Source organism: Achromobacter sp. F4_2707, assembly GCF_047501535.1.
Taxonomy (GTDB): domain Bacteria; phylum Pseudomonadota; class Gammaproteobacteria; order Burkholderiales; family Burkholderiaceae_B; genus Yanghanlia.
Genome location: NZ_JAZDRJ010000001.1, coordinates 231,803 through 244,167, shown reverse-complemented (window position 1 = coordinate 244,167; position 12,365 = coordinate 231,803). Strand labels below are relative to the sequence as shown.

Below are 12,365 nucleotides of genomic sequence, written 5' to 3'. Positions count from 1 at the left end.
GGTCAACGGCCCCGCTGGCGCAGTACAAACCCCAGGAACAAAGCCGACCACCCCTGGAATAAGAGGTCAATCGCCAGCAAAGTACCCAACACCCAGACGCTGTTTCCGGGCCAGTTCGCGGCTATCAGCAGGCCGACCAGAAAAGTCAGCACACCGGAGATTCCCAACCACCCCCAACCACGCTGGCCACGGTTGTTGAACCATAACCAAGTGCGCAAAGCGCCTACGGCAATCAGCATGGCGCCAAATAGCAGGGTCAGCATGCTAGCCCCCTGAACAGGGTAAAACATGGCGAACAGGCCCGCGCCCAAGTAGAACAGACCGCTCACACTCCAGAAAATGAAGCCGTGCGCCTGTTTGATCTGCCAGGCATGAACTAACTGGCCGACGCCGGCAATAGCCATCATCGCGCCGACGAACAGCACGCTGGCCAAAGTCGCTGCGAAAACATAGCCTAAAGCCAGCACCCCCAACACCAGAAGCACAAGGCCCAGGCCGACAAACCAGCCCCAGCGCGCTTGCAGGTGAGTCAATGCGTCGGCAATCGTGTTGCCCGGCCAGTCGGCGGGGTTGTTGCTCGAACGGTTAGGATCATTCGGATTGTTCATGTGTCATCTCCCCATAGCCCAATTTGTAGCGCAGGTTCGTCAACCAACTATAACCCCGAAGAACGGCTGCTCTGTTTGAATTTCCTTGCCGCCGCTCACGGGAAGGAAGGCCTGGCTAATCAACCCCGCCTGCTCCCCGAGAAGTGGCCCGCCGCCCTTCAACGTGAAATTAAAAGCGGATAACGTATGTTGGACAGCATGGATCGCGTTACGCCACCGAACAGAAGCTGGCGGCGCCGGGGCTTGCTGTAAGCACCCATTACGATCAGATCGGCGCCCTCTCTGCCGGCTACAGACAAGATGACTTCATTAATCGGACGCCCGTAAGAATTTTCCGTGATCGCGTGAATACTGCCTCCATGACGGGCCAAATGATGCGCGGCATCGACTCCGGGCAAATTACCCTGCGAGGCAGCTTGCTTGTCTGGGTCGACCACCAGCAACAGCGTTTCTTTTGCCATGGTGATGTATGTCAAAGCGTCGGTGGTGGCGCGTCGCGCTTCCCGAGTGGCATTCCAAGCCACCACCACGCGTGTGACCTCTTCCTTCTGTTTCCAACCTTCCGGCACCACGATGACGGGGACTCCCACTTCAAACACCACCCGTTCAGGCGTTACACCTTCGGGCAGGCAGCTTTCGCGCCTATCACCAATGATGACCAGGTCGCAATGCAGAGAGCTGAGCACGGCCTCTTCTTCTTCGTTGGCTCTCCACAACACCCGGAATTCAACTGACACGCCGCGCTGTTTACCTGTTTCAGCCAAGCGCTGGCCGGCTTCGAAAACGGCGCGTTGCTCACGTTCACGACGCCGGGCAATGGCTTCCTGAATGGCGGCATTCCCCCTCACCCGGGTGTAGCCCTCAGCCCCGACCGACATGGCACCCATATTGAACATGCCGATCAAGTGGGCGTCGCATTGCTGGGCCAGCCAACCCGCGTAATCGAGAATGCTGTAGTCGGGATCGGCGTAGTCAATGAAAACCGCAATACTTTTCCATGTGCTCATTTCTGGCTCCTGATTGATACGGGATCCATGCTAGCGCAAAAGTATTTCCAGTCGTAAACTGTCCGTATTGATAATTCAGGAGGCCGCATGTCCATCGAAGCAACCGTCGGCGCAGCACTGGCGCTCGAAAACTTCAATGCCCACCAATCGGCACAAATGAACCTGCTACGCGAAACGCTCGATACGCAGGCCCGTACCGTAACCGAAATCGTAGAAGCGGCTACACCCAAACTGGCCACCAGCGGCCACCTCGGCACCAACGTCAATACTTACGCGTAAGCAAGTCGCACCCTACAACACAACAGTGTGTCGTCACATCGGCGACACACTGTTGTTTTTTCTGCGTCGGCTTAATCACCTGAACCCAGGCGTTCCCTCTGGTAACTGCCGTCCTGCACATGGCGGCACCATGGCTGGTTATCCAAATACCACTGAACCGTTTTTCGCAGGCCGGTCTCGAAGGTTTCCTGAGGCACCCAACCCAGTTCACGTTGTATCTTCCCGGCGTCAATGGCGTAGCGTAAATCGTGACCCGGGCGGTCGGCCACAAACGTGATCAGGTCTTCGTAACGCGCCACGCCCGCAGGCTTTTCGGGGCGCAACTCTTCCAACAAGGCGCAGATGGCCCGCACCACCTCGATGTTGCGTTTTTCATTGTGCCCGCCAATGTTGTAGGTTTCACCGACTTGCCCTTGCTTTAGAACCAGACACAGGGCGCGGGCATGGTCTTCGACATAAAGCCAGTCACGAATTTGATCGCCCTTGCCGTATATCGGCAGCGGCTTGCCCTCAAGCGCATTCAGAATCACGAGTGGAATGAGTTTTTCCGGAAAATGATAAGGGCCGTAATTGTTCGAGCAATTCGTGACCAGAGTCGGCAGACCGAAGGTTCGCCGCCAAGCCCTCACCAAGTGATCGGAACTGGCTTTACTGGCGGAATACGGCGAACTGGGCGCATAGGGCGTGGTTTCCAGAAAGAGATCTTCCGGGCCTTCTAAGTCGCCGTAGACTTCGTCGGTGGAAATATGATGAAAGCGGAAAGCGTCGCGCTCGCCTTCGGGCAAGCTGCGCCAGTATTCGCGCGCAGCTTCCAGCAAGGTGTAGGTGCCGACGATGTTGGTCTGAATGAATGCGGCGGGGCCGTCTATGGAACGATCCACATGAGATTCTGCCGCCAAATGCATGACAGCCTGCGGCTGGTGTTCGCGAAACACCCTTGCGACCTCAGCAGCATCGCAAATATCGACCTTCTCGAACGTATGACGCGGGTGGTTCGCAACACTGGCAAGCGATTCCAGATTGCCCGCATAGGTGAGTTTATCGAGATTGATGACGGTGTCGGAGGTATTCAGGACAAGATGGCGGACTACGGCGGAACCTATAAAACCAGCGCCACCAGTGACGAGTATCTTCATGCTACGCGGAAAAAGGAAGAGGGGAAGAAAAAGAAGATAGCATGTTTGCCCGTGAGCATTACTCAACTTAGCCCCTGTATATCCATCGAGGAAAACCCTAGTCATTCGCACTCAAACATGTTACAATGTCAATGTTATTCAGGCAGGTGCCCTGATTTTCTGCCAACAGTTTCATCGCTCTAGCGGCAGTCCGGCAGTTTCCAACGCGCAATTTCAGTCAACCTTCTTACGGTTTCGCGCACATCTGTACACGCCCACGTGGCGCAGCAACAAAGCCTTTCACAGGCCGTCCCGGCACCCGCCCCGATCCGTTCCTCTGAACGCATCATTACAACATTCGGCCTGATGGTCATGAATGTTGCCGTTCCAGCCGCTCACACGCGGTTATGGAATCCTGTTCGATTCACACAAGGAGAACACATGGCTAAAGAAGATCTCATCGAAATGGGTGGTCTGGTAACCGAAGTGCTGCCCGATTCCCGTTTCCGCGTCACCCTCGACAACGGTCACCCCGTCATCGCCTACACGGGTGGCAAAATGCGCAAGCACCACATCCGCATTCTGGCGGGTGATAAAGTTTCCCTCGAAATGTCGCCCTACGATCTCGGTAAGGCACGCATCACATACCGCCACCTGACGGGCCGCCCCGCCAGCGCCTCCGCTCAGCGTCGCCGCCGCTGATCCTACGCCGCGATAGGGCGCGGCATTACAATTGCTCTCAAATTGCCTCGCATTTGGAGCATGTGTGAAATACCCTACTCAGAACACCCCCATGAACGGCGCTTCGCCTGGTCGCCTGACTGCCTTGCCGGAATGGGCTGAATTCGAGCATGCAGCCCGAAACGCAAAGATCGATCCGTCTCGACTTGCCGTCATCAATTCCGCAGGCATCGACCTGGACATTAGCGGGCAATATGCCTCGCCTGCCCTCGAGCAGGCGGGGGCTGCGCTTCTGGAAGCCCGCGACTTCAATGCGCAGCGTGATCTGCTGCTGGAAGGCGGCATAGTCAATGTCACCGAAGACCGCGCTGCCTGGCATACCGCCTTGCGTGCGCCAGCCGCGCAACCCGAAATCGCTGCGGAACGGCAACGTCTTTTTGAGTTCATCCACACAGCCGACTCTCAACGCAAATGGCGCAATATTGTGCATATTGGCATTGGCGGCAGCGATTGGGGCGTGCGTTTGGCTGTCGCAGCGTTCGGCTACGCTGGCACCTGGCGCAACGTCCATTTCGTTGCCAACATTGACGGCCACGCCATCCAGGGCGGCTTGGCGGGTTTCGACCCGCATGACACGCTCATTGTCATGGCGTCCAAGTCTTTCACCACCGCCGAAACCATGGAAAACGGCCAGCGCGCGCTGGAATGGCTGCGGGCGGCGGGAGTCGCCGAGCCTTACAAACAGGTCGTTGCCATCACTGCACGGCCTGAAGCTGCGTTGAACTGGGGGATACCAGCCGCCCATATCTTCAAGCTGTGGGATTGGGTCGGCGGCCGTTTCTCGCTATGGTCGGCAGTCAGCATGACAACCGCCCTGGCAGTCAGTGCCGATGTCATAGCCGGTATGCAAATGGGTGCTGCCGCCATGGATAAACACTTCGCCGAGGCGCCCATCGCCGAAAACGCTCCGGTGCAAATGGCATTATCGGGCATTGTGAATCGAAGCATCCTGGGCTACGGTTCGCTGAACATCGCCCCTTATGATTTCAGGCTGGCTAATCTGGTGCCTTACATCCAGCAGCTTGAAATGGAATCCCTGGGGAAGTCAGTCGACTTGAACGGTGTTCCCGTCGACATACCCACGGGCCCAGCGGTGTGGGGCATGCCGGGCACCGATGCCCAGCACACGTTTTTTCAGTGGCTGCACCAAGGCAGCGACGGCGCACCAGTGGACTTCATCGTTGCCGCGCAGGCCGACCATGGCTGGCCGCATCACCACCGTATTCTTCTTGCCAACTGCCTCGCCCAGCGGCAAGCGCTATTGCAAGGCAAATCGTACGACGCCGCACTGGAGCAATGCCTGGAATCCGGTATGCCGCAAGATCGTGCCCAGTGGTTGGCCCACCATCGTGTCTACGGCGGTGGGCGGCCTTCCAACCTTATTGTGCTGCCACGCCTTTCACCCTACACATTGGGTGCTTTGCTGGCCTTATACGAACATAAAGTGTTCGTGCAGGGGGTAATTTGGGGCATCAACCCCTTCGACCAATGGGGGGTGGAATACGGGAAGCATTTGGCCAGTGGTTTGGCGCAGGAACTGAACGGCACCAAAGCCACTAGCACGCATCACGATGCATCCACCCGCCACTGGGTCGAACGCCTTAAAGGCCCATGCACAGATACTTGACCACCATGTAGTCGTCCAGCCCGTGGCGTGAGCCTTCACGCCCGAGGCCGGACTGTTTCACACCGCCAAATGGCGCGGCTTCGTTTGACAGAATACCGGTGTTGATGCCAACCATGCCGTACTCCAATGCTTCGGCCACTCGCCAGACTCGGCCAATGTCACGGCTATAGAAGTACGCCGCCAGGCCGAACTCCGTATCGTTGGCCATGGCCACCACTTCCTCATCGCTGCTGAAGCGGAACAACGGCGCCAGCGGGCCAAAGGTTTCTTCCTTGGCCACACGCATTGCAGGCGTCATATTGACCAGTACCGTGGGTTCAAAAAACTGGCCGCCCAATTCGTGCACACGCCCGCCAGCCAGTACCTGCGCGCCTTGCTCCAAGGCGTCGTCAATGTGTTCCTGCACCTTCCTGACGGCATGTTCGTCAATCAGCGGCCCAAGCGTCACGCCTTCCTGAGTACCATCGCCTACCCTCAGCTTGCCAACAGCCGCCGCGAACTTCTCGGCAAAGGCGTCGTAGACCTTGTCGTGCACGTAGATGCGATTCGCACATACGCAGGTCTGGCCGCTGTTGCGGTATTTGCTGGCGATGGCGCCTTCAACGGCCGCGTCGAGATCAGCGTCTTCAAACACGATGAAGGGGGCATTTCCGCCCAGTTCCATCGACACTTTCTTGATGGTGGAAGCCGTTTGCTCCATCAACAAGCGGCCAATTTCCGTGGAGCCGGTGAAGCTCAACTTACGCACCAGATCGTTGCTGGTCATTTCGCCGCCGATCGCCGAAGCTGAGCCCGTAACCACCGAAAACACGCCGGCAGGCACGCCGGCTTGTTCCGCCAGTTCAGCCAACGCCAGGGCCGAATAAGGTGTTTGGGTCGCAGGCTTGACCACCATGGGGCAGCCAGCTGCCAGCGCGGCGGCGGCCTTGCGGGTGATCATGGCCGACGGGAAGTTCCAAGGTGTGATCGCCGCACACACACCGACAGGCTCTTTCAAGACCACAACCCTGTGTGCCGGGGAGTTCGTGGGGATGGTGTCGCCATAAGCCCGCTTGCCTTCTTCAGCATACCATTCCAGGTAAGACGCCGCGTAGGCGATCTCACCGCGCGCTTCCGCCAGCGGCTTGCCTTGCTCAAGCGTCATGATGCGGGCAAGATCGTCGGTATTGGCGAGCATCAGATCAAACCAACGGCGCAAAATGGCGGCCCTTTCTTTGGCTGTTTTTGCTCTCCACGCAGGCCACGCAGCGTTAGCCGCCTCGATGGCGCGGCGGGTTTCCCCCGCTCCCATTTTGGGGATGGTTCCTAACTGTTGCCCTGTAGCCGGGTTAGTCACGGCAATTGTTTCGCCGTTATCGGCATCCTGCCATTGACCGTCGATATAACACTGCTGCTTGAACAGCGCTGCATGTTTCAATTCCTGCACTTGCCACCTCGTTAGTCTGAAAGACGATAATCACGGATATCTTACTCCGTTGTACCGCCCTTCCCCACCCGTGCAGACACCTCCCACATGCTAGCCAAAGACTACCGCGATCTTTTCATCCTTGCCGCAATCTGGGGCAGCTCCTTTTTGTTCATGCATTTGAGCGTCGGAGAGTTCGGCCCCTTTGCCCTGGTGGAGGTGCGCCTCGGTCTGGGTGCTGTTTTTCTCATGATTTTTGCCTGCCTGAGGGGTCGGCTCAACGTGATTTGGCGACATCTCAGGCATATCAGCATTATGGGGGTGTTCGCCGCCGGCCTGCCGTTTCTCTGCTTCAATATCGCAGCACAAACTGTACCGGCCAGTTTTATGGCCGTCATCAACGCCATTACCCCGCTGTTTGGCGCCCTTATTGCGCGAATCTGGCTGAAGGAACAACTCACACGCTGGCGCATTGTCGGCCTGATGATCGGCTTCACGGGCATTGTTGTTCTTGTCTGGAATGATCTGTCCTTCGACGCTGGAGGTATGGGAACCGGCATCCTCATTTGTCTGACCGCTTCGCTCAGTTATGGCTATGCGGCCAGCTATACCACCCGCTTCCTCAAAGGTGTGGACCCGCTTGCCTTGGCTGCCGGCAGCGTCACGGCGGCGGCTTTGGTCTTGTTACCGCTAGCCATCTATACATGGCCCACCACCCCTGTTTCTGCCACAGCCTGGGGCTCTGCGTTGGCTCTAGCATTGCTGTGTACCGGCTTGGCCTATTTGATCTACTACGGCCTGATCGACCGGGTGGGTGCCACCCGCAGTATTACCGTGACATTCCTCGTACCGCTATTCGGCATTTTCTGGGGCGTCGTCATCTTGAACGAGCCCCTTGGTCTGCGCATGCTTGCAGGAACGGCCATCGTGCTCTTGGGTACACTGTTGGCCACCGGTTTCATAGGAGCCGGCAAGCAAAAAAACGCCCGCTGAAGCAGGAGAGTTGCCCCATGTGTATTGTCTGCGAACGGCTGGCTGCCAATTCCCACAACCCTTTGTTCCGGAGGCATATCAAAGCAATGTCCACACCATTCGAGCGTCTAAAACAAAATTGCATGGCCGAATGGCGCGCATACTGCGAGCATGAATTCGTCAAACAGCTGGGGGCCGGCACCCTTCCCATGGAATCCTTCCAGCACTACTTGAAGCAGGATTATCTTTTTCTGATCCACTTTGGCCGCGCCTGGGGCCTGGCTGTTTACAAAAGCCGTGACATCGGTCAACTGAGGCAATCGCTCGATTCGCTCAAGGCTATTATCGACATCGAACTCGACCTGCACGTGAAATATTGTGCAGAATGGGGCATCAGCGAAAGCGAATTGGCTGCGCTGGACGAATCCCGCGCCACTCTGGCTTACACCCGTTATGTGCTCGAAGCCGGCAACCGTGGCGATATCCTCGACTTGCACATCGCTCTGGCGCCTTGCATTGTGGGCTACGCTGAAATCGGCAACTGGCTGGTGGACCAACGCTTCACCGTGCGCCACGGCAACCCGTATGGCTCCTGGATCGACATGTACACCTCCAAAGAGTTCCAACAAGCCGCCCAAGCTGAAGTGGATTGGATTAACGCCAACATGCAAGACATCAGTGAAGCCCGCTTCCGCGAACTCGCCCGCACATTCTCAGAAGCCACCCGCCTCGAAGCCGACTTCTGGAGCATGGGCTTGAATCGCACCTAAAATGGGGTCTGTCCCGGTTTAAGGTGTTTGTCAGGTTACGAGGGATGCGAGTTGGGCTGGTTTGCTTTTTGGTGCACGATACAATGACGGCGAGATTCTTAACCGCATCCCTATGACTCCTGCACCGTCCACAGATACGATTCTGCAATTCGACGAGGTCGCGCTCGGCTATGGCGACTTCACCGTGTTGAGCGGAATTAGCCTTGAAGCCCGAAAGGGCCAGGTGGTTGCCCTGATGGGCGGCTCTGGCTCGGGCAAGACAACGCTATTACGCGCCGCGACTGCGCAAATCGTGGCGCAACAGGGCCGGGTAGCCGTATTCGGTCAGGATATCGCCCGCCTATCTGGTGAAACGCTGAGACAATTGCGCCAACGCATGGGTGTGCTGTTCCAGCAAGGGGCTTTGTTCACCGATTTGAACGTCTTCGAGAACGTCGCGTTTCCGCTGCGCGAGCACACTCGCATTTCTGAAAACCAGATTTGCGAGCGCGTACTGGAAAAGCTTGATGCCGTCGGTCTCAAGGCTGCCGCCCACCTGCGTATTTCGGAAATTTCCGGCGGCATGGCACGTCGTGTCGCATTAGCGCGCGCCATTGTGCTGGAACCTGAACTCATTCTTTACGATGAGCCCTTCGCCGGCCTTGACCCCATTTCCTTGGGAATCACGGCCGAGTTGATCCGCAGCCTGACTGACAAGCTCGGCTGCGCTTCGGTGCTCATTACCCACGATGTGGCTGAATCTTTCCGCATTGCTGATCAGGTCTATATGGTGGGACAAGGCAAGCTGATTGCGCAAGGCACTCCTGCCGAACTATCCGCATCGCAAGACCCTTACGTGCGGCAATTCCTTGATGGCAAGCCCGATGGCCCCATCGCTTTCCACTACCCTGCTTCACCCGCCTACACACGGTGGCTGGAACAACGCAAAGGACGCCGATCATGACGACGCCCTTCAATGCCATCGCCAAACTGGGCTCGCAGGTTCGCACTTGGGTAACCGGCCTGGGAGCTTTCATGCGTCTGGCGGGCGCCATACTGGCTCGCAGTGGCGCCGCACTGCGTCGCCCCGGTCTGGTATCCCAACAAGTGCACTTTATTGGCAATCATTCCCTGCTCATTATCGCGGTCTCGGGGCTATTCGTCGGCTTCGTGCTGGGCCTGCAGGGGTATTACACGCTCAGCCGGTATGGTTCTGAAGAAGCTCTGGGGCTACTTGTCGCTCTGTCGCTCACCCGCGAGTTGGGGCCGGTCGTGACGGCGCTCTTATTCGCCGGGCGGGCCGGCACATCACTAACCGCAGAAATCGGCCTGATGAAAGCGGGCGAGCAGCTTGCCGCCATGGAGGTCATGGCTGTAGACCCCATCCGCCGCGTGCTGGTGCCACGCTTCTGGGGAGGCGTGATCGCCCTACCCGTTCTGGCAGCGGTCTTTTCCATGGTGGGCGTGATCGGCGGCTGGGTCGTCGGTGTGCAGCTCATCGGCATTGACCCCGGCGCGTTCTGGTCACAGATGCAAGAAGGCGTAGACGTGATCAACGACGTCCTGAACGGCTTTATTAAAAGCGTGGTGTTTGGCATTGCCGTCACGCTTGTCGCGCTGCATGCGGGCTGGACGGCCCGCGCCACCCCTGAAGGCGTCTCGCGCGCCACCACCCGAACGGTCGTCACCAGTTCCCTGCTTGTACTAGGCCTGGATTTCATCATGACTGCCCTGATGTTCAGCTAATCGATTCAATGGATACACACATGACCCGCGAAAAAACCGATTTCCTGGTGGGGCTCTTTGTTTTGCTGGGCGCCATTGCTCTGGTCTTTCTGGCCCTGCGTGCCGGAAACATGAGCTCATTTTCCTTCGCACCCACCTATCAGGTGCAGGCTTATTTCGATAACCTCGGCGGCCTTAAGGTGAGGGCGCCCGTCAAGAGCAGTGGCGTCGTCGTCGGGCGGGTTTCCGGCATTTCCTTTGATAACGAGCGTTTTCAGGCCGTCGTGAGCCTTGACCTTGAGTCCAAGTATGAATTCCCTACGGATTCTTCCATCTCCATTCTCACTTCCGGCCTGCTTGGTGAGCAGTACATCGGCATCACCCCTGGCGGAGAAGATAAAATGCTCACGCAAGGAAGTACCGTCCAATACACCCAAAGCGCAGTCGTACTAGAAGAACTCATCAGCAAGTTCCTCTACAGCTCAGCCAGCAGCCAGGATTAAGCAATGAATAATAACGTCCGCCCCACCGCCCGCCGCCACCTCGGGTTGGCCGCCGCCGTCGCCGCCACGGTTTTCGTAAGCGGTTGCGCCTCAACGGTCGAACCCACCAACCCGCGCGACCCGTGGGAAAACTTCAACCGCGGCACGTTCGCGTTCAACGAAGCCGTAGACGGTGCTTTGCTTAAGCCCATTGCCTACGCTTATCGCGACCTCACGCCTCAGCCGATGCGTTCCTGTATCCACAATATCTTTGGCAATTTCAGCGATATGTGGTCGGCACTGAACAGCATGCTGCAAGCTCGCGGCCACGACTTCTTCAACACGCTGGGCCGAGTGCTATTCAACTCCACCATGGGGCTGGGCGGCTGTATCGACGTCGCGTCCATGAACGGCGCGCATAAAATCCCCAACGATTTCGGCACCACGCTGGGCGTATGGGGCGTGGGCAGCGGCCCGTATGTGGTGTTACCTTTCATGGGCGCCAGCACCCTACGCGACGGCACAGCCACTCTGACTTCCATGGCCGCTGACATTTCCCCACTCACACCGATCTTTGAAATCGACAATATCCCGTTGCGAAATTCAGTACTGGGGCTTTACGCGGTGGATCTGCGCGAAAGCCTGCTGGATGCAGACAAACTGGTCGATGAAACGGCTCTGGATCGCTACAGCTTCATCCGCGACGCTTATCTGCAACAACGCGACGCTATGGTCAACCAGCGCAGGGCGGATGGCGGCTCTCCCCCCGACTACTCCGATGATGAACTGCCCGATTATTCCGACGACGACTCCGACACGGCGGCGCAATAAGGCCGGGAAGGCATGACAAACGCCTTCCCCTGACAGTTCGGATAGAAAAAGGATGTATATGCACACCCCTCTAACGTTTTCTGATTTTCCCCGCTACGCTCGCCGTTGGGCGAGTGCCGCCTTACTGTTGGCTGCCATGATGTTCAGCCTGTCTGCCTTGGCCCAAAAACCGGTAGACCCCAAAGCGGCGCCGAACGATTTCGTCCAAGCTGTGGCAGACAATGCTCTGCAGGCAGTTAAAAATGATGATCTGGTCAAAAGCGGCGACCTGAAGCGCATTAACGAGCTGGTTGACGAGCTCATTCTGCCTTATGTGAACTTCGAAAAGACCACCCGTCTGGCAGCAGGCCGCCATTGGCGGCAGGCCAGCCCGGAACAGCAGCAAGCCCTGGTGGACGCATTCCGCGGCACATTGATACGCACCTACAGCGGTGCACTGGCCAGTGTGGATGATGTTTCCCGCATTGATATCCAGCCCTTCCGCGGTGACGCCAACGCTGACGATGTAGTCGTACGTTCCCTGATCACCCAGAAAAACGGCCCGGCCGTCGGCGTGGATTACCGCCTCGAGAAGACCCCGGATGGCTGGCGGGTCTACGACATCAACGTCGAAAACATCTGGTTGATTCAAAACTACCGCAATCAGTTTTCTCAGCAGATCCAACAATCGGGGATCGACGGCCTGATTACCGCGCTGAACAAAAACAACCACCAGTAAGCATTCTCACACTCCGCGCCCGTTCTTTCGGCGGCGCGCCCGCTTCCCCCCTCAGCATCCCGCTCCTCTTGAGCCTACGGGAAGCTTTCACCGTCGCCGTTTATAA

General features: G+C 57.5%; 14 protein-coding genes. 10 read left to right on the top strand and 4 right to left on the bottom strand.

The features are described from left to right. Positions 1–2 precede the first annotated feature (2 nt). The gene (locus VRY85_RS01205) at positions 3–608 is read right to left on the bottom strand and encodes an HdeD family acid-resistance protein (RefSeq protein ID WP_414596767.1); all 606 of its coding nucleotides are present in this window, start codon (positions 606–608) and stop codon (positions 3–5) included. Positions 609–766: 158 nt separating this feature from the next. Then, entirely contained in the window at positions 767–1,615 is an 849-nt protein-coding gene (locus VRY85_RS01200) for a universal stress protein (protein ID WP_414596766.1), read from the bottom strand. Between the two features lie 87 nt (positions 1,616–1,702). Here VRY85_RS01200 and VRY85_RS01195 point away from each other — a divergent pair, with 87 nt between their 5' ends. Continuing rightward, complete coding sequence (locus VRY85_RS01195) at positions 1,703–1,894, top strand: YjfB family protein (RefSeq protein WP_414596765.1); 192 nt, start codon at positions 1,703–1,705, stop codon at positions 1,892–1,894. 71 nt (positions 1,895–1,965) lie between these two features. On the opposite strand, the gene rfbB is transcribed toward VRY85_RS01195, so the two are convergent. Next, complete coding sequence (gene rfbB, locus VRY85_RS01190) at positions 1,966–3,030, bottom strand: dTDP-glucose 4,6-dehydratase (protein WP_414596764.1); 1,065 nt, start codon at positions 3,028–3,030, stop codon at positions 1,966–1,968. A 420-nt stretch (positions 3,031–3,450) separates the two neighbouring features. Between rfbB and infA the strand changes: the two genes are divergently transcribed. Further along, positions 3,451–3,711 (top strand): translation initiation factor IF-1, encoded by a 261-nt coding sequence (gene infA / locus VRY85_RS01185; RefSeq protein WP_414596763.1) that lies wholly within the window; start codon positions 3,451–3,453, stop codon positions 3,709–3,711. Positions 3,712–3,802: 91 nt separating this feature from the next. Next, the gene (gene pgi, locus VRY85_RS01180) at positions 3,803–5,377 is read left to right on the top strand and encodes a glucose-6-phosphate isomerase (RefSeq protein ID WP_414596913.1); all 1,575 of its coding nucleotides are present in this window, start codon (positions 3,803–3,805) and stop codon (positions 5,375–5,377) included. Here pgi and gabD read toward each other — a convergent pair. After that, positions 5,352–6,803: an NADP-dependent succinate-semialdehyde dehydrogenase gene (gene gabD / locus VRY85_RS01175; protein ID WP_414596762.1), complete on the bottom strand. Its 1,452-nt coding sequence runs from the start codon at positions 6,801–6,803 to the stop codon at positions 5,352–5,354. The two genes, pgi and gabD, sit on opposite strands and share 26 nt — an antisense overlap. Positions 6,804–6,890: 87 nt before the next feature. Between gabD and VRY85_RS01170 the strand changes: the two genes are divergently transcribed. The 7 genes from VRY85_RS01170 to VRY85_RS01140 all read left to right on the top strand — a co-directional run bounded on the left by VRY85_RS01170 (position 6,891) and on the right by VRY85_RS01140 (position 12,259). After that, a complete protein-coding gene (locus VRY85_RS01170) occupies positions 6,891–7,775 on the top strand; it encodes a DMT family transporter (RefSeq protein WP_414596761.1) in 885 nt (294 codons plus the stop codon). 86 nt (positions 7,776–7,861) lie between these two features. Further along, positions 7,862–8,524, top strand: coding sequence for a thiaminase II (gene tenA / locus VRY85_RS01165; RefSeq protein WP_414596760.1), 663 nt, complete (start codon positions 7,862–7,864; stop codon positions 8,522–8,524). A 112-nt stretch (positions 8,525–8,636) separates the two neighbouring features. Then, positions 8,637–9,467, top strand: a complete 831-nt coding sequence (locus VRY85_RS01160; protein ID WP_414596759.1) for an ABC transporter ATP-binding protein — start codon at positions 8,637–8,639, stop codon at positions 9,465–9,467. Next, complete coding sequence (mlaE, locus tag VRY85_RS01155) at positions 9,464–10,249, top strand: lipid asymmetry maintenance ABC transporter permease subunit MlaE (RefSeq protein WP_414596758.1); 786 nt, start codon at positions 9,464–9,466, stop codon at positions 10,247–10,249. The genes VRY85_RS01160 and mlaE overlap by 4 nt, the downstream gene beginning before the upstream one ends. A gap of 20 nt (positions 10,250–10,269) precedes the next feature. After that, positions 10,270–10,731, top strand: coding sequence for an outer membrane lipid asymmetry maintenance protein MlaD (gene mlaD, locus VRY85_RS01150; RefSeq protein ID WP_414596757.1), 462 nt, complete (start codon positions 10,270–10,272; stop codon positions 10,729–10,731). A 3-nt stretch (positions 10,732–10,734) separates the two neighbouring features. Next, positions 10,735–11,541: a VacJ family lipoprotein gene (locus VRY85_RS01145; protein WP_414596756.1), complete on the top strand. Its 807-nt coding sequence runs from the start codon at positions 10,735–10,737 to the stop codon at positions 11,539–11,541. 136 nt (positions 11,542–11,677) lie between these two features. Next, the gene (locus tag VRY85_RS01140) at positions 11,678–12,259 is read left to right on the top strand and encodes a phospholipid-binding protein MlaC (protein WP_414596912.1); all 582 of its coding nucleotides are present in this window, start codon (positions 11,678–11,680) and stop codon (positions 12,257–12,259) included. The last annotated feature ends 106 nt before the right edge of the window (positions 12,260–12,365 follow it).

Coding starts and splice junctions, on each gene's coding strand:
- rfbB (WP_414596764.1), bottom strand. CDS start 3,030: ATGAAGATACTCGTCACTGGTGGCGCTGGTTTTATAGGTTCCGCCGTA.
- VRY85_RS01205 (WP_414596767.1), bottom strand. CDS start 608: ATGAACAATCCGAATGATCCTAACCGTTCGAGCAACAACCCCGCCGAC.
- mlaE (WP_414596758.1), top strand. CDS start 9,464: ATGACGACGCCCTTCAATGCCATCGCCAAACTGGGCTCGCAGGTTCGC.
- pgi (WP_414596913.1), top strand. CDS start 3,803: ATGAACGGCGCTTCGCCTGGTCGCCTGACTGCCTTGCCGGAATGGGCT.
- tenA (WP_414596760.1), top strand. CDS start 7,862: ATGTCCACACCATTCGAGCGTCTAAAACAAAATTGCATGGCCGAATGG.
- VRY85_RS01200 (WP_414596766.1), bottom strand. CDS start 1,615: ATGAGCACATGGAAAAGTATTGCGGTTTTCATTGACTACGCCGATCCC.
- VRY85_RS01145 (WP_414596756.1), top strand. CDS start 10,735: ATGAATAATAACGTCCGCCCCACCGCCCGCCGCCACCTCGGGTTGGCC.
- infA (WP_414596763.1), top strand. CDS start 3,451: ATGGCTAAAGAAGATCTCATCGAAATGGGTGGTCTGGTAACCGAAGTG.
- VRY85_RS01140 (WP_414596912.1), top strand. CDS start 11,678: ATGATGTTCAGCCTGTCTGCCTTGGCCCAAAAACCGGTAGACCCCAAA.
- VRY85_RS01170 (WP_414596761.1), top strand. CDS start 6,891: ATGCTAGCCAAAGACTACCGCGATCTTTTCATCCTTGCCGCAATCTGG.
- VRY85_RS01195 (WP_414596765.1), top strand. CDS start 1,703: ATGTCCATCGAAGCAACCGTCGGCGCAGCACTGGCGCTCGAAAACTTC.
- mlaD (WP_414596757.1), top strand. CDS start 10,270: ATGACCCGCGAAAAAACCGATTTCCTGGTGGGGCTCTTTGTTTTGCTG.
- VRY85_RS01160 (WP_414596759.1), top strand. CDS start 8,637: ATGACTCCTGCACCGTCCACAGATACGATTCTGCAATTCGACGAGGTC.